This window comes from Cellulomonas sp. KRMCY2 (assembly GCF_000526515.1).
GTDB lineage: Bacteria > Actinomycetota > Actinomycetes > Actinomycetales > Cellulomonadaceae > Actinotalea.
The window spans coordinates 3,505,928-3,522,010 of sequence record NZ_JAGF01000001.1 but is presented as its reverse complement, the minus strand read 5'-3'; the positions used below and the strand labels follow the sequence as shown (position 1 = coordinate 3,522,010).

The 16,083-nt window shown below is 72.8% G+C and carries 15 protein-coding genes; 6 read left to right on the top strand and 9 right to left on the bottom strand.

All coding sequences use genetic code 11. From position 1 onward, the window contains the following. Positions 1-73 precede the first annotated feature (73 nt). The 7 genes from K415_RS0116540 to K415_RS0116510 all read right to left on the bottom strand — a co-directional run bounded on the left by K415_RS0116540 (position 74) and on the right by K415_RS0116510 (position 5,789). Positions 74-883: a MerR family transcriptional regulator gene (locus K415_RS0116540; RefSeq protein WP_024288156.1), complete on the bottom strand. Its 810-nt coding sequence runs from the start codon at positions 881-883 to the stop codon at positions 74-76. Beyond that, positions 880-1,362, bottom strand: coding sequence for an FHA domain-containing protein (locus K415_RS0116535; RefSeq protein ID WP_024288155.1), 483 nt, complete (start codon positions 1,360-1,362; stop codon positions 880-882). The genes K415_RS0116540 and K415_RS0116535 overlap by 4 nt, the downstream gene beginning before the upstream one ends. Before the next feature lie 78 nt (positions 1,363-1,440). Next, positions 1,441-2,238: a DUF881 domain-containing protein gene (locus K415_RS22120; RefSeq protein WP_024288154.1), complete on the bottom strand. Its 798-nt coding sequence runs from the start codon at positions 2,236-2,238 to the stop codon at positions 1,441-1,443. A 1-nt stretch (position 2,239) separates the two neighbouring features. Further along, complete coding sequence (locus K415_RS0116525) at positions 2,240-2,572, bottom strand: small basic family protein (RefSeq protein WP_024288153.1); 333 nt, start codon at positions 2,570-2,572, stop codon at positions 2,240-2,242. Then, complete coding sequence (locus K415_RS0116520) at positions 2,569-3,591, bottom strand: DUF881 domain-containing protein (protein WP_024288152.1); 1,023 nt, start codon at positions 3,589-3,591, stop codon at positions 2,569-2,571. The genes K415_RS0116525 and K415_RS0116520 overlap by 4 nt, the downstream gene beginning before the upstream one ends. After that, complete coding sequence (locus K415_RS0116515) at positions 3,588-4,208, bottom strand: CDP-alcohol phosphatidyltransferase family protein (RefSeq protein WP_024288151.1); 621 nt, start codon at positions 4,206-4,208, stop codon at positions 3,588-3,590. Before K415_RS0116515 ends, K415_RS0116520 begins: the two co-directional genes overlap by 4 nt. Positions 4,209-4,349: 141 nt before the next feature. Then, positions 4,350-5,789: an RNB domain-containing ribonuclease gene (locus K415_RS0116510; protein ID WP_024288150.1), complete on the bottom strand. Its 1,440-nt coding sequence runs from the start codon at positions 5,787-5,789 to the stop codon at positions 4,350-4,352. A gap of 48 nt (positions 5,790-5,837) precedes the next feature. Between K415_RS0116510 and K415_RS0116505 the strand changes: the two genes are divergently transcribed. The 4 genes from K415_RS0116505 (at position 5,838) to K415_RS0116490 (ending at position 9,038) form a co-directional block, all read left to right on the top strand. Beyond that, a complete protein-coding gene (locus tag K415_RS0116505; RefSeq protein WP_024288149.1) occupies positions 5,838-6,473 on the top strand; it encodes a DUF4126 domain-containing protein in 636 nt (211 codons plus the stop codon). Continuing rightward, positions 6,473-7,501 carry an LLM class F420-dependent oxidoreductase gene (locus tag K415_RS0116500; protein WP_024288148.1) on the top strand — a complete coding sequence of 343 codons (1,029 nt, stop codon included), beginning with the start codon at positions 6,473-6,475 and terminating at the stop codon, positions 7,499-7,501. Before K415_RS0116505 ends, K415_RS0116500 begins: the two co-directional genes overlap by 1 nt. 51 nt (positions 7,502-7,552) lie before the next feature. Then, complete coding sequence (locus K415_RS0116495; protein ID WP_024288147.1) at positions 7,553-7,885, top strand: LuxR family transcriptional regulator; 333 nt, start codon at positions 7,553-7,555, stop codon at positions 7,883-7,885. 61 nt (positions 7,886-7,946) lie between these two features. Further along, positions 7,947-9,038 carry an App1 family protein gene (locus K415_RS0116490; RefSeq protein ID WP_081785264.1) on the top strand — a complete coding sequence of 364 codons (1,092 nt, stop codon included), beginning with the start codon at positions 7,947-7,949 and terminating at the stop codon, positions 9,036-9,038. A gap of 58 nt (positions 9,039-9,096) precedes the next feature. On the opposite strand, the gene K415_RS0116485 is transcribed toward K415_RS0116490, so the two are convergent. Together K415_RS0116485 and K415_RS0116480 are read right to left on the bottom strand one after the other, a co-directional pair. Then, positions 9,097-10,182 carry a low specificity L-threonine aldolase gene (locus tag K415_RS0116485; protein ID WP_034661356.1) on the bottom strand — a complete coding sequence of 362 codons (1,086 nt, stop codon included), beginning with the start codon at positions 10,180-10,182 and terminating at the stop codon, positions 9,097-9,099. Positions 10,183-10,186: 4 nt separating this feature from the next. Further along, complete coding sequence (locus tag K415_RS0116480) at positions 10,187-11,578, bottom strand: DUF6421 family protein (protein ID WP_034663312.1); 1,392 nt, start codon at positions 11,576-11,578, stop codon at positions 10,187-10,189. A 736-nt stretch (positions 11,579-12,314) separates the two neighbouring features. On the opposite strand from K415_RS0116480, the gene K415_RS0116475 reads away from it, so the two are divergent. Continuing rightward, positions 12,315-13,841, top strand: coding sequence for an SDR family NAD(P)-dependent oxidoreductase (locus K415_RS0116475; RefSeq protein ID WP_051480622.1), 1,527 nt, complete (start codon positions 12,315-12,317; stop codon positions 13,839-13,841). A gap of 265 nt (positions 13,842-14,106) precedes the next feature. Then, complete coding sequence (locus K415_RS0116470; protein ID WP_024288142.1) at positions 14,107-15,990, top strand: DEAD/DEAH box helicase; 1,884 nt, start codon at positions 14,107-14,109, stop codon at positions 15,988-15,990. Positions 15,991-16,083: the final 93 nt, after the last annotated feature.

Sequence of the window (16,083 nt, the reverse complement as noted above, 5' to 3'; positions counted from 1 at the left end):
CCACGCTACGACGTCGGGGTCGGTCTCGGCACCTGGTCGGGCCGTCAGGTTCCCGCGGGTGGCGGACGCCGCCTCAGCTCGTCAGTCGTGCGACCCCGGCCCGGACCAGCACGGTGTGCAGCTGACCGCACAGCTCGCCGACCTCGGCCGCGACGCTCGCCGCGTGCGCCTGGGCGGCGACGGCCCGCTGACCCCGCAACGGTGCGACGATCTGGTCGACCACCGAGACCTGCCGGTCGGCCGCCGCGCGGAACGAGCGCAGGTGACGCGGCTCGATCCCGTGCTCCGCCAGGGCCGCAGCCGCGACCACGACCTCGTGCGCCGACGCGTCCAGGTGACCGGACCTGCTCGCGCTCAGGACGCCGGCCTCGAGCAGGGCGACGACGAAGTCGACCTCGACCCCGGTCTCGGTCGCCAGCGATGCGGCCGTGTGCCGACCGGCAAGCGCAGGGCCGGTCCGCTCACCGTCGGCGGTGGCGAGGCGCGGGGTCAGTGGCTCGTCGGTGCGGCCCGAGTCGAGCGCGGCGAGCTGCTCACCGATCACCCGGAGCGGCAGGTACCTGTCGCGTTGCTGGCGCAGCACGTAGCGCAGCCGCTCCACGTCCGCAGGGCTGTACTGGCGATAGCCGCCTGCGGTACGGCGCGGTTCGACGAGACCTTGCTCCTCCAGGAAGCGCAGCTTGGACGGCGTCACGGTCGGGAAGTCGCCGCCCAGCTCGGCCAGGACGTCCGAGATCCGCATCGTCGGCTCGCCCGAGACACCGTGCGGCCAGCGCTCGACCAGCTGCGGTCTGCCGGCGGGAGGCGCACCACGGACGGCACGCCCGTCGTCGGCACGCTCGTGCCGGTCTCGCGCCGAGCTCAGGCCGGGCGCGGTGGTCACGATCCCTGGTCCCCCGCAGTCGAGCCGTGGGCGGGACGAACCGGGCTCGGGTGGAAGGTCATCCGGAACTTGCCGATCTGGACCTCGTCGCCCGCACGCAGGACAGCCTGCTCGATCCGGGTCCGGTTGACGTAGGTGCCGTTGAGCGACCCGACGTCACGCACCACGAAGCCGTCCTGCTCACGGACGAACTCGACGTGCTTGCGCGAGACGGTCACGTCGTCGAGGAAGATGTCCGCGCTGGGGCTGCGGCCGGCCACCGTGCGGTCGGCATCGAGCAGGAACCTCGCCCCTGCACTCGGGCCGCGCTGCATGATCAAGAGTGCCGACGTGGGCGGCAGTGCAGCGACCGCCGCGTGCTCTGCCGCACTGAGCCCGACGACCGGCCCTTCGTGCTCCGCCGGGATGACGCCCTCGCCGAAGCTCATCGTGGTCTCGACCGAGGCCCAGCGCTGCTCGGACGGATCGCGCTCGCTCATCGTTCCTCCTCGGCTGTCACGGGTTCGGGTCTGCGTCCTGGGCACAGCCTATGCGGACGTGAGCGGAACCGGCATCCCTCAGCCCGGCTCGGCGGCAGGTACCGGCGTCGCGAAGGTCGGCGGCCGGATCTCGCGGACGGCGGTGACCTGCACCAGGTCGAGCAGTCGCAGGTCGGCGGTCCCGGTGGCGTTGCGGACGACCGTCAGGGCGCCACCGGGCATGTTCAGGGCCGGTGAGATCGTCTCGGGGTCACCGATCGCGCGCCAGCGGTACGGCGGTTCGAGGATCGTCCCGTCCACCTCGACCCCGTCGGAGGTGTCGACGAAATAGCTCGATGCGGTCAGCCGGAGGTCACCGACCTGGATCGCCTCCGCCCCGGCGTTGCGGAGCTCCTCGAGCACGTTGTAGAGGACCAGGGCCGGGATCGGCTCCTCCGGCTCGCGGATCACGAGCTCGACCCCGGGGCCCTCGGCCGGCAACCGGCCGGCGAGGATGCCCTGCACCTCGGCGCGCTCGGCCGCCGCCTCACGGGCGGCACGCTGGGTGTCCGAGCCGGTCACCAGCCCGGCACGCTGCTCACGCAGCTCCACCGCCTGTCCCTCGAGCTCCTCGGTGCGCTGGGTGACGTCGTCAAGGAGCCGGACGAGCTCGTCCTGCCGCAGGCTGCCGAGCCCCTCCGTCCGGTTGGCGCGGACCTGGACGACCACCGCGAACCCCAGCAGTGCGCACAGCAGGCCCGCCATGAGCTGCGCCCGGGTCGCGCGAGGGGCGAGCGCCCGGGCGATCGTCCGCCAGGCCGTTCGCTCGGGGACGACCGGGGCCGGCACCTCGTCGAGGGAGTCCGGCGGGCCGTCGTTGCGGTGGTCGGGTGTCACGTCATGCCTTGAACAGGTGCCGGCGGATGGCGGCAGCATTGGAGAAGATCCGGATCCCGAGGACGACGACGACGGCCGTCGACAGCTGCGTGCCGACCCCGAGCTGGTCGCCGAGGAACACGATCAGCGCGGCGACGACCACGTTCGAGAGGAACGAGACGAGGAACACGCGATCGTTGAAGGTTCCGTCGAGCAGCGCCCGCAGACCACCGAAGAGGGCGTCGAGCGCCGCGACGACCGCGATCGGGAGGTACGGCTGCAGGACGAGGGGCACCGTCGGCTCGAGGACGAGCCCGATCACGGCTCCGATGAGCAGGCCGAGCACTGCGATCATTGCTTGCCTTCCTGGTCGGCTGGCACAGACGATGCCACATCCGCCACATCGCCGGTCGACGCGTACCGCAGCACGGTCGCGCCTCCGGCAGGGAGCTCGAGGGCGCTGTCGGCCCGCGTCGTGACCGCGATCCCGTACGTGCCGGACAGCATGGAGAGGTGGTTTGCGGCGGTCGACCGCGCGAAGTCGGTCTGCATCGGACGGACGTCCCCGATGGCCTCGACCCGGTACGGCGGCAGGAGCGGCGCGAGGTCGACGAGGATCGCCGGGCCATTCCCCCGGATCGCGCTGAGCGCGGTGAGCCGCTGGCCGTTGATCGCTATCGCCTCCGCGCCGGCCGCCCAGAGCCCGTTGGTCAGGATCTGCAGGTCGAGGTCCTGGACCCGGGCATCCGGGTCCACGACGGTCGCCGCACCCAGCTCCGGGTCGCGCAGCTCGATGACCAGGCCAGGACCCGTCACCGCCAACGCACCGGAGAGCAGCTCGGCCTCCTGCAGGTCCGCGAACAACCCGGGATTCGCGGCCGCCAGGGCATCCGACTGCAGGGCAGCGATCTCCTCGGCGACCGCTGCGTTGCTCTGCGCCAGCGCCTCGGCGTCCGCGGCGCGGTCGGCGACCTCGCTCTCGAGCAGCGACCGCGACTCGAGCGCAGCCGGCTCCGGCGTCCGCAGCGACAGGACCGCGGCCATCGTGACGACCCCGAGCGCGACACCGACAAGAAGGTAGCCGCCCGTCCGCCGGGCGAGCGCGCCCGGGGCGAGCACGGGCTCGACACGAGCAGCGGCCTCGGCATAGCCCGGGTCGACCGGCCGGTACATCACCTCGTAGAGCAGCCCCATCGACGCATCCAGCGCCGGTGCGGCGTGACTGCCGTGATCCGTCCCGCCGGCCCGCCTGCTCGTGCTCCGGGGCGTCCGGCCGGAGCCGGCGCCGCGATCCACCACCTCAGGCTCGGCCACCTCAGGCTCGACCGCGTCCGGCTCCGTCCCGTCCGGCTCAGGCCCGTCCGGCTCGGTCACGCCACGACCGCGGGCCGGAGCCGGCGCAGCTCGACGGCCGCCTGACGCAGGTAGGCGACGCCGGCGAGCCAGTAGAGGCCGACACCCCACCACGCGAAGGCCCACCCGACCACTCCGGACAGCAGGCCGAGCGGCCCCGACCACTGCGCGAGCAGCAGCAGGGGGAAGGCATAGAGCAGAGCGAACGTTCCGGCCTTGCCGACGAAGTGCACCGGCAGTGGACCTATCCGGGCGGCGAGGAGGACCAGGAGAACGAGGCTGAGCAGCACGTCACGCCCCACGATGGCCACGACCAGCCACACCGGGACGACATCGCGCAACGCCAGCACGATCAGGGTGACCAGGATGAAGAGCCGGTCGGCCGAGGGGTCGAGCAGCTCGCCCAGCCGCGACTGCTGGTTGAGCGAACGCGCGAGCACCCCGTCGAGCCAGTCGCTCGCGCCGGAGACCATCAGGACGCCCAGGGCCCACAGGTCGTGGTCGTTGAGCAGCAGCACGGTGAAGACGGGTACCAGCAGCAGGCGAACGGCACTGATCGCGTTCGGGATCGTCGCGATCCGCGAGCCTCCGGGCACAGCTGTCTCACCCGCGCTGCCGGGCCGGTCCAGGTCCGTCACTGCTCGACCGCTCCCCCGCTCGCCCATCTCCCGCAGCAGGCTCGCCGAGCCCGCTCCCTCCGGGCGATCCTACGGCCCGCCCACGGGCGTCCGCTCTCGCCGCGCGGCGCGTGGCCGACGGTCCGCCCGATGAGCCGCGGCTCAGCCGTCGTGGTGGAAGCGCACGGTCCGGGTGGCGACGTCCGCGCTGATCAGGCGGACCGTGACACGCTCCCCCTCCGGCAGCTCGGCGCCCTCGGTCCGGGCCACCACAGCAGGATCGTTGAGCTGGACGGTGCGCTCGTCGAGAGCCACGCCGTCGAACGACGCCCCGACGTGCGACGAGAGCACGGCGGCCTCGACGAGGTCGGTGCAGGCCCGGTCGACCGCGTTGGTCCGACGTGCGCCCTCGCTCATCTCCGCGCCGATCGCGGGCAGCGCTGCGAGAACCCACTCGGGCACCGGCGACCCCGCATGCGCCGCGAGGCAGATCTCCAGCCCGTAGCGGTCCACCAGCCGGCGCAGGGGTGCCGTGACGTGCGCGTACGGCGCCGCGATCGCCCCGTGCTCGCGCCCGGCCGGCGGCTCGCCCTCGAACGACGTCCAGGCCGCCCCGCGAAACAGCGCCGTGGCTGCGGCAAGGAAGGCGGCCGTCTCAGGCAGATCGCGGTCGAGCGACGCGAGCACCTCGCCGTAACCCTTCTCACGGGGCCACGGGACGCCCAGCGCCCTGGCCTGGTGCCGCAGTCGGGCCAGCGCGCGGTCCTCGGCGGCGGGCATCGTTCGCAGCACACCCACCCGGGCGCTGATCATGAGTGCGGCTGCGGCCATCCCGGTCATCAGCGAGATCTGCGCGTTGTGGTCCTCGATCGGCAGCGGGGCCCGGAACGCGAGCGCCCAGCCGCCGTCGGGCGCGTCGACGACCTCCTGCTCCGGTCGGCCGAGCGAGACACCACCCCGAGCCCGCTCGAGCGCCGCCCGACGCACACCGATCTCCGCGAGGAGCACGACCACGTCGTCGGCCGCGGCACCGGCGTCGAGACGGCGCTGCTGGGTCGGGTAGTCCAGCTGGGCCCGGCTGCGCACCAGACCGCGTTCGACGGCGACATCGACCACCTCACCGGAGTCGTCGAGGTCGAGGGTCCACACGACGGCCGGGCGCACCTGACCGGGCAGCAGGGACGCGGCCGCCTCGCACAGCACCGGTGGGTGCAGCGGGACGCGCGCGTCCGGGCAGTACACGGTCTCGATGCGTTCGTGGGTCTCGCGATCGAGCGCACCGCCAGGGACGACGAAGGCCGCGGTGTCGGCGATGGCGTAGCGGACCCGGTGACCAGCCCCTGAGCGCGACAGGTGCATCGCCTGGTCGAGGTCGGTCGAACCGGGCGGGTCGATGGTCACGAAGTCGATGTGCGTCAGGTCGACGCGACCCGCTCCACCCGGCGCTCGGCCGTCGCCGAACCGCTCGCGCGCAGCCACCTGGGCCTCGGCGGACGCGGCGGCCGTGAAGTCCACGGGTACCTCGTGCTCGACCCGGATCGCCGCGAACCCGGCCCGGAGCGCGTCGTGCGAGGAACGGAGCTGTCGTCGGGGGGCGGACACCCGGCCCACGGTACGGCGCAGGGCGGCCAGCGATGCGATGCTGACCCCATGCTCGAGCTGCTCACCGGCATCGGACTGGCCACGGCTGCCGGCCTCAACGCCGCGCTGCCCCTGGTCGTCATCGGCGCCCTGGACCGGTGGACCGGTCTCGTCGACCTGCCGGCCGGGTGGGAGTGGCTGTCCGACGGCTGGGTCCTGACCATCCTCGTCGTCCTGCTCGTCGTGGACGTCGTGGCGGACAAGGTCCCCGGCGTCGACCACATCAACGACGTGCTGCAGACGGCCATCCGGCCGACCGCCGGCGGGCTCGCGTTCGGCGCCGGCTCCGCCTCGCAGACGGCGGCTGTCACGGACCCTGCCTCCTTCTTCACCTCGAACGCCTGGGTGCCGGTGGTCCTGGGCGTCGTCCTGGCCCTGACCGTGCACACCGGCAAGGCGCTCGCCCGGCCGCTCGTCAACGCCACGACCCTGGGTCTCGGGGGACCGCTGGTGAGCACCGCGGAGGACGTGACGAGCCTGGCCCTGACCGTGAGTGCGGTCCTGGTCCCGTTGCTGGTGCTCGTGCTCGTCGCCCTCCTGGTCTGGGCCGGCGCACGCATGCTCCGGCGCCGTGCCGCACGATCGCGCCGCACCGGACCGATCCCGGGCACCCTCGTCGGCCCGTCCGACCGGGTCGGCCCGTGATGCGCTTCGGCTACCACCTCGGCTACTGGTCGGCAGGACCGCCACCCGGTGCCCGCGACGCCGTGATCGCTGCTGACCGCCTCGGCTTCGACTCGGTGTGGTCGGCCGAGGCGTACGGGTCCGACGCGTTCTCGCCGCTGGCCTGGTGGGGCAGCCAGACCGAGCGCATCCGGCTCGGGACCGCGATCGCCCAGATCTCCGCGCGCACGCCGACGGCGACGGCGATGGCGGCCCTGACGATGGACCACCTGTCCGGCGGTCGGTTCGTGCTCGGCCTCGGCGCCTCCGGTCCGCAGGTCGTCGAAGGCTGGTACGGGGCGCCCTACCCGCGGCCGCTCGCCAGGACCCGGGAGTACGTCGACGTCGTCCGGCAGGTCCTGCGCCGTGAGTCACCGGTCATGGCGGACGGCGACTTCTACCAGCTGCCGCACCGGGGCGGCACCGGGCTCGGCAGGCCCCTGCGCTCGACGGTGCACCCGGTGCGTGCCGACCTGCCCATCCACCTGGCCGCGCAGGGCCCTCGCAACGTCGCGCTCGCCGCCGAGATCGCCGACGGCTGGCTGCCGCTGTTCTTCGCCCCGAGCGCCGACACCTTCTACCGGGAGGCCCTCGCCGACGGCTTCGCGCGACGGCGGCCCGACCTGAGCCCGGCCGAGGCGTTCGAGGTGAGCGCGACCGTCCCGGTCGTCATCGACGACGACCTCGAGCGGGCCGCCGACGTGGTCCGCCCGTTCATCGCGCTGTACGTGGGCGGGATGGGGGCCGAGGGCGCCAACTTCCACCGTGAGATGCTGGAGCGCCTCGGCTACGTCGAGCAGTGCAGCCGGGTCGCGGAGCTGTTCGGCGAGGGCCGCCGGGCCGAGGCGGCAGCGGCCGTCCCGACCGCCCTGGTCCAGGACATCGCCCTGATCGGGCCCAGCGCCGCTGTGCGCGACCGACTGGCGGCCTGGGAGGAGACGGTCGTGACATCGATCCTGGTGCAGGGCGACCTGACCAGCCTGCGAGCAGTCGCCGACCTCTTCGGCTGACCCACGGCACCCTATGCTGGCCTCGACGCCGGACCGACGAAGGGCCTCGCCATGGAGAAGTCGTCGCTGATCGCCCTGGCACGCAACCAGCTCGAGGCGGCCCGGCGCGCGTCGAGCGGTCGGAGCGCCAAGACGGTGCACGGCGGGCACGAGAAGGTGCTCCGGCAGACCGTCATCGCCCTCTGCGCAGGGCGCAGCACGGACAACTCCGAGAACCCGGGCGAGGCGACCGTCCACGTCCTGACCGGACGCATCCGCCTGACCAGCGGCTCCACCAGCTGGGACGGCTCGGCCGGCGACCTGATCATCGTGCCGGTGAGCCGCAGCTCGATCCAGGCGATCGAGGACAGCGTCCTACTCCTGACGGTCGCCAAGCTCGGCTGACGCCCGGCCTCCCGCTGCCCTCCGGCTGCGTCCGACCGGTGCGGGTGCGACAGTGGCCGGCGTGAGCCAGACCCCACCGCCCTCGCCGGCTCTGCCGCCGTCCGAGTCGCGCCGGCCGCACCGTGCAGCACGACTCGAGGACCGGTTCAACGCGCTCCTGGCCCGGTGGCTCCGACGTCGCGGCTGGGTCACCCGGGTCGAGCCCTACACCGGGTACGGGACACCGACGAGGGTGCGGGTCCTGGCACGCACCCTGCTGGCCGCACCGGGCACCGGCACGAGCGAGGTCGCCGAACGCGATCCCGGGTCGGCCCAGCGCGCGGTCCGGGGCTGGCGCAGCTTCCTGACCGCCCAGGACCCGGGCGCGACGGTGACGGTCACCGCGGCCGGTCCGGCCGGTCCGGTGACCCGCACGGTGACGGCTGACCGCGGCGGGTACGTCGACGCGATGCTGGACGTCGACCTCGCGCCCGGCTGGCAGGAGGTCACTCTGAGCATCGCGGGCAGCTCGGTCCGGGCGCCGGTCCTGGTGGTGGGGACCGACCAGAGGGCGGCGTTGGTCAGCGACATCGACGACACCGTCATGGTCACGGCACTGCCCCGGCCCTTGCTGGCTGCGTGGAACGGCCTGGTCCTGAACGAGAACGCCCGTCGCGTCGTGCCGGGGATGGCGGAGCTGTACCTCCGGTGGCTCGACGCCAACCCGGGCGCACCGACCTTCTACCTCTCGACCGGGGCCTGGAACGTGGCCCCCGCGCTGCGCCGCTTCCTGGCGAGCCACGGCTACCCGGCGGGCCCGCTGCTGCTGACCGACTGGGGGCCGACGAACAGCGGCTGGTTCCGCTCGGGTCAGCAGCACAAGCGCGAGAGCCTGCGTCGGCTGATGGCTGAGCTGCCGGAGATCCGGTGGGTCCTGGTGGGTGACGACGGCCAGCACGACCCGCAGATCTACGGCGACGTCGCCGCTGAGCATCCTGATCGGGTCACCGTCGTCGCGATCCGCCAGCTGACGCCCACCGAGCAGCTGCTGTCGCACGGCACACCCGCCCCGGCGCAGGACGACGTGGCCCAGCGGTTGCCGGCTCCGCTGGTGGTCCACGGCGGTGACGGGTACGAGCTCGCCCTGCGGCTGATCGACGCCGGCGTGCTGTGACCGGAGCCCCTCGGCCGAACGCGGGACGCCGGTCGGCAGCCGGTCGAGAGGCCGGCTCCTAGACCTCGACGGTCCGGGCTCCGGCCCCGGCACCCGTCAGCTCGGCCGCGATGGCCGCAGCGAACGTGTCGACGTCCTGCGCCGTGGTGTCGAAGGCGCACATCCAGCGGACCTCACCCGTGGCAGCGTCCCAGTCGTAGAACCGGAAGCGCTCCCGCAGACGGTCTGCCACCCCGGCCGGGAGCACGGCGAAGACGGCGTTGGCCTGCACCGGCCGCTCGACGGTGACACCGGGCAGGTCGCGGACCGCGGCATGCAGCCGGGTGGCCATCGCGTTCGCGTGCTGCGCCGAACGCAGCCAGAGGTCACCCTCCAGGAGTGCGAGCAGCTGTGCGGAGATGAAGCGCATCTTCGAGCCGAGCTGCATGTTCATCTTGCGCAGGTAGACCAGGCCGGTGGACGCCTCGGGGTCGAGCACGACCACTGCCTCGGCACCCAGGGCCCCGTTCTTGGTCCCGCCGAAGGAGACGACGTCCACACCGACGTCCGTCGTGAACGCCCGCAGCGGCAGGTCGAGGGTCGCGGCGGCGTTGGCGATCCGCGCACCGTCCATGTGCACCCGCATGCCGTGCGCATGCGCGTGGTCGCACAGCGCCGCGATCTCCTGCGCGGAGTAGCAGGTGCCCAGCTCGGTGGTCTGGGTGATCGACACGACGAGCGGCTGCGCACGGTGCTCGTCACCCCAGCCCCAGGCCTGCCGGTCGACCAGCTCCGGGGTCAGCTTGCCGTCCGGGGTCGGGACCGTCAGCAGCTTGATCCCGGCGACCCGCTCCGGCGCACCGTTCTCGTCGGAGTGGATGTGCGCGGTCTCCGTGCAGATCACCGCGCCCCACGGCGGCAGCATCGACTGCAGGGACAGCACGTTGGCGCCGGTCCCGTTGAACACCGGGAAGACCTGCACGTCACGTCCGAAGTGCTCGGCCATCACGCCGTGCAGCCGCTCGGTGTAGACGTCCTCGCCGTAGGAGGTCTGGTGACCACCGTTGGCCGCGCTGACGGCCGTGAGGACCTCGGGATGAACCCCTGCGTAGTTGTCGGAGGCAAAGCCACGGCCGGTGGTGTCATGGAGCGTCACGCGCAGCATCCTCTCACCGGGCGGAGCCTCCGGTGATCCCCGAGGTGGACGCGACGACGTCGCCGATCCGGCGGCTCAGCGCCTCGTAGAACATGGACAGCGGGAACTCGTCAGGCAGCACCGCGTCGGTCATCTCCTTGAGCTGGCCCTGCAGCGGCAGCGCGTCGGGCCCCTTGGCCCACGTCGAGGCGGGGTGCGGTGTCACCGTCGCGCTGACCAGCTCGTACGCGGCGAGCCAGTGCGCGATCTTCGGTCGGTCGATCGAGCGCCAGTACAGGTCCTCGATCTCGTGGCCGAGGGCGAGCACGACGTCCGGCACCTGCTCCCAGTCGATGCTCAGCCGGTTGTTCGTCCAGTGCAGGACGTGGTGCTGGTGCAGCCACGCGAAGAGCAGCTGCCCACCCAGCCCGTCGTAGTTGCGGACGCGCGAGCCGGTGATCGCGAAGCGGAAGATGCGGTCGAAGATGACCGCGTACTGGACCAGCCGGGCGTGCGGGACCCCGCGCGCCTCGAGCGCGACGGACTCGCGGAACGCGGTCAGGTCGCACCGGAGCTCCTCGAGGGCGTACAGGAAGTACGGCATCCGCTGCTTGATCATGAACGGGTCGAACGGCAGGTCGCCACGCATGTGGGTGCGGTCGTGGATGAGGTCCCACATCACGAAGGTCTCCTCCGCGAGCCGCTGGTCGGCGACCAGCCGCGCCGCGTCCGGTGGCAGGGCCAGGCCGGTGGTCTGCGCGGCGGCCTGCACGACGGCGCGGAACCGGGCGGCCTCGCGGTCGGCGAAGATCGCGCCCCAGGTGAAGGTCGGGATGGTCCGCATCGCGATCGTCTCGGGGAAGAGCACCGCGGCGTTCGTGTCGTACCCGGAGGTGAAGTCGATGAAGCGGATCGGCACGAACATCCGGTTGGAGTAGTCCCCCGCCTCGAGCTCCGCGACGAAGTCGGGCCAGACCACCTCGACCATGACGGCCTCCAGGTGGCGGTCCCGGCTGCCGTTCTGGGTGTACATCGGGAACAGGACCAGGTGCGCGAGCCCGTCGACCCGCTGGGCCTGGGGCGCGAACGCGACGAGCGAGTCGAGGAAGTCCGGGACGCCCAGACCCTCGTCGGCCCACCGACGCAGGTCGGTCACGACGGCCTCGAGGTACGCGGCGTCGTGGCCGAACACCGGTGCGAGTGCCGTGACGCCGGCGCAGACCTCGTCGACGAGGATCCGGGCCCTGGCATGGTCGGCCGGCTCCGGCACCGACCCGTCCTCGGCCTGCAACAGCTGGAAGGCCTCGACGGCGTCCTTGAGCGCAGTCCAGGCGGGGTGCGCGGCCAGGTCCGGCCGCCCCTGGTCACCGTGCGACCCGGGGGACGCAGCGGAGGCGGGTGCGCACCAGGTCACGGCGTTGTGCATCAGCGCGCGGGCCGACGGCGAGTCGTCGAGGTCGACGCACAGGACCACTGCGCGCCCACGTCCGTCACCGGGCTCGACCAGCGCCCCGACGACGGCGCCGGCCTGGGTCCGCAGGAAGGCCGCGGCCGGGGACCTGCCCTCGAGGTGGGCTCCGACCACGCCCTCCGCGTCGACCACGCCGGCCAGCAGGTCCTGCTCGGTGCCCGTGGCCATGGCGTCACGGTCCCCGACGAGCCCGGAACGCTCGCGCGGCCGGGTCACGACGTCGATGCCGGCCTCGGCCACGAGGGTGCGCAACCCGGGGTCCCACGGGCCCGCGCCGGTCACCACGAGGCCGCAGCCCGCCGCGATCCGCTCGGCGTCCGCGACGGTCAGGCGCGCATCCGACCCGACGAGCAGGACGTCCGGCGGATCGGTGTCCGGGCCGTCGGCGTGACGATCCTCGGATCGGCTCGCCGCCGCCCCGGCCGCGGCACCACGTCGGTCGACCTGGGGAAACAGACTCACAGCAGCACCGTCCTCTCCTCCGTCTGCCGGAGAACCCGCAGAAGTTACTGCACGGTACGTTTCCGGCCGGGGCCGGTCAACGATCCGCTGCGTACAGTTCTCCGGGCGCGCCGCACCCCGAGGCGCCAGCACCGGACGGCCGCAGCCACCTCGCACAGCACCGCGAGCAGCACCTCGCACCGCACCGCACCGCGCGAAGCACACCGACCGCCGGAGGACACTGGAGACGATGGACGCCAGCCTGCCCGCGACGCACGACGCCGCAGATCCCTCGGCCCCGATCGACCCGATCGACCCGATCGAGCTCGCCGCCTGCCTCGCCGTACTGCGACAGGCCCAGTCGCTGCCGGCCGACCATCCCGACGCGCTGGCGCTGCGCCGTGCCACGGCCGGCCTGTTCAAGGCTGTGAAGAAGGAGCGCCGCGCGACCAGGCGCGCAGCGATCAGCGCCGACGACGCGGCCGTCGTGGCCGCGACCGCGACCGGGTCGCCGCGCCGGATCGACGACGAGACCGCAGGACTCCCGCTGGTCTCCAACGTCCGTGGAGCCAGCGCCGGAACCCTGCGCCGACCGCGTGCGTGCTACATCTGCAAGGAGCTGTACGACCAGGTCGACGCGTTCTACCACCAGCTGTGCCCCGCTTGTGCCGCACTCAACCACGCCCGGCGGGACGCTCGCACCGACCTGACCGGTCGCCGGGCCCTGCTGACCGGTGGCCGCGCGAAGATCGGGATGTACATCGCGCTCCGGCTGCTCCGCGACGGTGCGACGACGACGATCACCACGCGCTTCCCTCGGGATGCCGTCCGACGCTTCGCCGCGATGCCCGACGCCGCGGACTGGCTGGACCACCTGACCGTCGTGGGGATCGACCTGCGGGACCCGGCCCAGGTCGTCGCCCTGGCCGACGAGGTCGCCGCAGCCGGTCCCCTCGACATCCTGATCAACAACGCTGCGCAGACGGTCCGGCGGTCGCCCGGCGCCTACGCCCCACTGACCGAGGCCGAGCACGCTCCCCTGCCGCACGGCCCGCTGCCGCACCTGATCACCTTCGAGCACGCGAGCGACGCCCACCCGGCCGCGCTGGTCAGCTCGGTCGGGACCCATCCCGCCACGCACCACGACGACGAGGTCGCCGGGTCCGTGCACCATCGGGCGAGGGTCCGGGCCTCGGACCTCACCGCCCAGGCCCTGGCCGGCGGCTCGTCGTCGCTCGCCCGGCTCGCCCGCGGCGACGCGATCGACGCCGGCGGCCTGCTTCCCGACCTGCACCGCTCGAACAGCTGGGTCGCGACAGTCGACCAGGTCGACGCCCTCGAGATGCTCGAGGTCCAGCTCTGCAACATGACGGCGCCGTTCATCCTGGTCAGCCGGCTGAGGCCGTGCCTCGCAGCCTCGCCGGCCCGGCGCAGCCACGTCGTGAACGTCTCGGCGATGGAGGGCGTGTTCTCCCGTGGCTACAAGGGTCCCGGGCACCCGCACACGAACATGGCCAAGGCCGCGATGAACATGCTCACCCGGACGAGCGCGGCCGAGCTCTTCACCGACGGCATCCTGATGACCAGCGTCGACACCGGCTGGATCACCGACGAACGTCCGCACCCGACGAAGGTGCGACTCGCCGAGGAGGGCTTCCACGCGCCGCTCGACCTGGTCGACGGCGCGGCGCGGGTGTACGACCCGATCGTGCGCGGTGAGGGCGGCGAAGACCTGTACGGTGTCTTCCTCAAGGACTACAAGCCTGCAGCCTGGTAGCAGCCGCCACAAGGCCCCGCCAGTGACACGGCTCACGCACACCGGTCGTCTGCCGCCTGTCCCCCCGGCCCGGTTGACCGGTACACTCGCCCCTGACCCCTTGGAGTACGTCGCGTCTCCCTGTGTGTGACCGCGTGTGGCTCGTGCCACCTGTGGCTGTGTGCAGCCGGTGCCCAGGCACCGGCCGATCGAGAGTTCGGGATGCGACTACGACGGCCATCGACGACCGTCCACGCTCCCACCTCGACGACGACTGGATCCCCGCATGCCCTCGAACGACGCCTCCGGCTCGGTGCTGCCTGCCGACCATGCCGACCACACCGAGCTCGACCTGATCGACCTCGGTCTGCCGGAGCCCCTGCTCCGGGCGGTGCTGGACCTCGGCTTCACGCGACCGACCCCGATCCAGGCAGCGGCCATCCCCGCCCTGCTCGCCGGCCGTGACATCACCGGCGTCGCCCAGACCGGCACCGGCAAGACCGCCGCGTTCGGCCTGCCGATGCTCGCCGCCGTCGACCCCGACCTCGGGCAGGTCCAGGGCCTCGTCCTGACACCGACCCGCGAGCTCGCGATGCAGGTCGCCGAAGCGATCGAGTCCTTCGCCAAGCACATCAAGAACCTGAGCGTCGTCGCGGTCTACGGCGGAGCACCCTTCCTGCCCCAGCAGCGTGCCCTGGCACGCGGTGCCCAGATCGTCGTCGGGACCCCGGGCCGTGTGATCGACCACCTCGAGCGTCACACCCTGCGGATGGACGCGGTGAACTTCCTCGTCCTGGACGAGGCCGACGAGATGCTGCGGATGGGCTTCGCGGAGGACGTCGACAAGGTGTTCTCGTTCGCCCCCGAACGCCGCCAGGTCGCCCTGTTCTCCGCGACCATGCCGCCGGCGATCGTCCGCGTCGCCAACGAGCACCTGAAGAACCCGGTGCAGATCGCGACCTCCCGCCAGTCCTCCACGGTCACCGGCGTCCGCCAGACGTTCGCCGTCGTGCCCTTCCGGCACAAGATCGGTGCGCTGACCCGCGTGCTGGCCACCTCGGACGCCGATGCGGCGATCGTCTTCTGCCGGACCAGGGGTGCCGCGGAAGAGGTCGGCACCGCACTGATCGCCAAGGGTCTGTCGGCAGCGACGATCTCGGGCGACGTCGCCCAGAAGGATCGCGAGAAGATCGTCGAGCGCCTGCGCGGCGGGGCCCTGAACGTCCTGGTCGCCACCGACGTCGCCGCCCGCGGCCTGGACGTCGAGCGCGTCGGCCTGGTGGTCAACTTCGACGTGCCCGGCGAGCCCGAGGCCTATGTGCACCGCATCGGCCGCACCGGCCGTGCGGGGCGGACCGGCGTGGCGATGACCTTCGTCACGCCCAACGAGCAGGGTCGGCTGCGGGCGATCGAGCGTCTGACCCGGCAGAAGATCGAGGAGAGCACTGTCCCGTCCCCGCTCGACGTCTCAGCCCACGGGGTCGGCCGGCTGCTCGGCCAGGCCGGTGACCGGCAGCAGGCGGGACGGCTGGACATGTACCGCACGGCTGTCGCCACCTACCTCGCCGAGAGCGGGATGGACGGCGCGGAGCTCGCCGCGATCCTCGCCTCGCTCGCCGTCGGCGACGGCGGCCCCGGCAGCGTGAGCACGGAGGAGATCGACGAGGCCCCGAGCCAGGCAGCCCGCGGCGCATCCCGCGGCGACGACGGCCGGATCTCCTTCACGAGCGAGGAGCGCGCCCGTACCGCGGCGCGTCGCCCGTCGACCGGCACGCGCTACCGGGTCGCCGTCGGGCACACCCACGGGGCGCGGCCCGAGGCGATCGTCGGTGCGATCACCGGTGAGGGCGGCCTGACCGGCAAGGACCTCGGCAAGATCGACATCTTCGCGAGCTTCAGCCTGATCGAGATCTCCGCGGAGCTCTCGCCCGAGGCCTTCCGCCGCATCGGCGCGGCACGTGTCGGTGGCCGTCCGCTGCGGATCAGCGTGGACGAGGGTCCGCGCGGCCGGTCGGCCGCGCATGCCACCGCCCACGCCGGGACGCACCACCGTGCGCACCCGACCGACCGCCCCGAGAGCCACGGCGGGGCACGGGCCGACGGCCACCGGTACGAAGGTCAGCGCAGCGACGCGACCCGCCCCCGTCGGGCGGCGCGCCCGTCGGTCTGAGTACCAGCCGCACGACTGAGCACCACGCACGCTGAGCACCACCGCACACTGAGCACGGAGCCCCGACGGACCTCACCGGTCGGTCGGGCCTCC

Coding starts and splice junctions, on each gene's coding strand:
- K415_RS0116505 (WP_024288149.1), top strand. CDS start 5,838: ATGCTCGAGCTGCTCACCGGCATCGGACTGGCCACGGCTGCCGGCCTC.
- K415_RS0116495 (WP_024288147.1), top strand. CDS start 7,553: ATGGAGAAGTCGTCGCTGATCGCCCTGGCACGCAACCAGCTCGAGGCG.
- K415_RS0116480 (WP_034663312.1), bottom strand. CDS start 11,578: ATGCACAACGCCGTGACCTGGTGCGCACCCGCCTCCGCTGCGTCCCCC.
- K415_RS0116475 (WP_051480622.1), top strand. CDS start 12,315: ATGGACGCCAGCCTGCCCGCGACGCACGACGCCGCAGATCCCTCGGCC.
- K415_RS0116525 (WP_024288153.1), bottom strand. CDS start 2,572: ATGATCGCAGTGCTCGGCCTGCTCATCGGAGCCGTGATCGGGCTCGTC.
- K415_RS0116535 (WP_024288155.1), bottom strand. CDS start 1,362: ATGAGCGAGCGCGATCCGTCCGAGCAGCGCTGGGCCTCGGTCGAGACC.
- K415_RS0116500 (WP_024288148.1), top strand. CDS start 6,473: ATGCGCTTCGGCTACCACCTCGGCTACTGGTCGGCAGGACCGCCACCC.
- K415_RS0116485 (WP_034661356.1), bottom strand. CDS start 10,182: ATGCTGCGCGTGACGCTCCATGACACCACCGGCCGTGGCTTTGCCTCC.
- K415_RS0116470 (WP_024288142.1), top strand. CDS start 14,107: ATGCCCTCGAACGACGCCTCCGGCTCGGTGCTGCCTGCCGACCATGCC.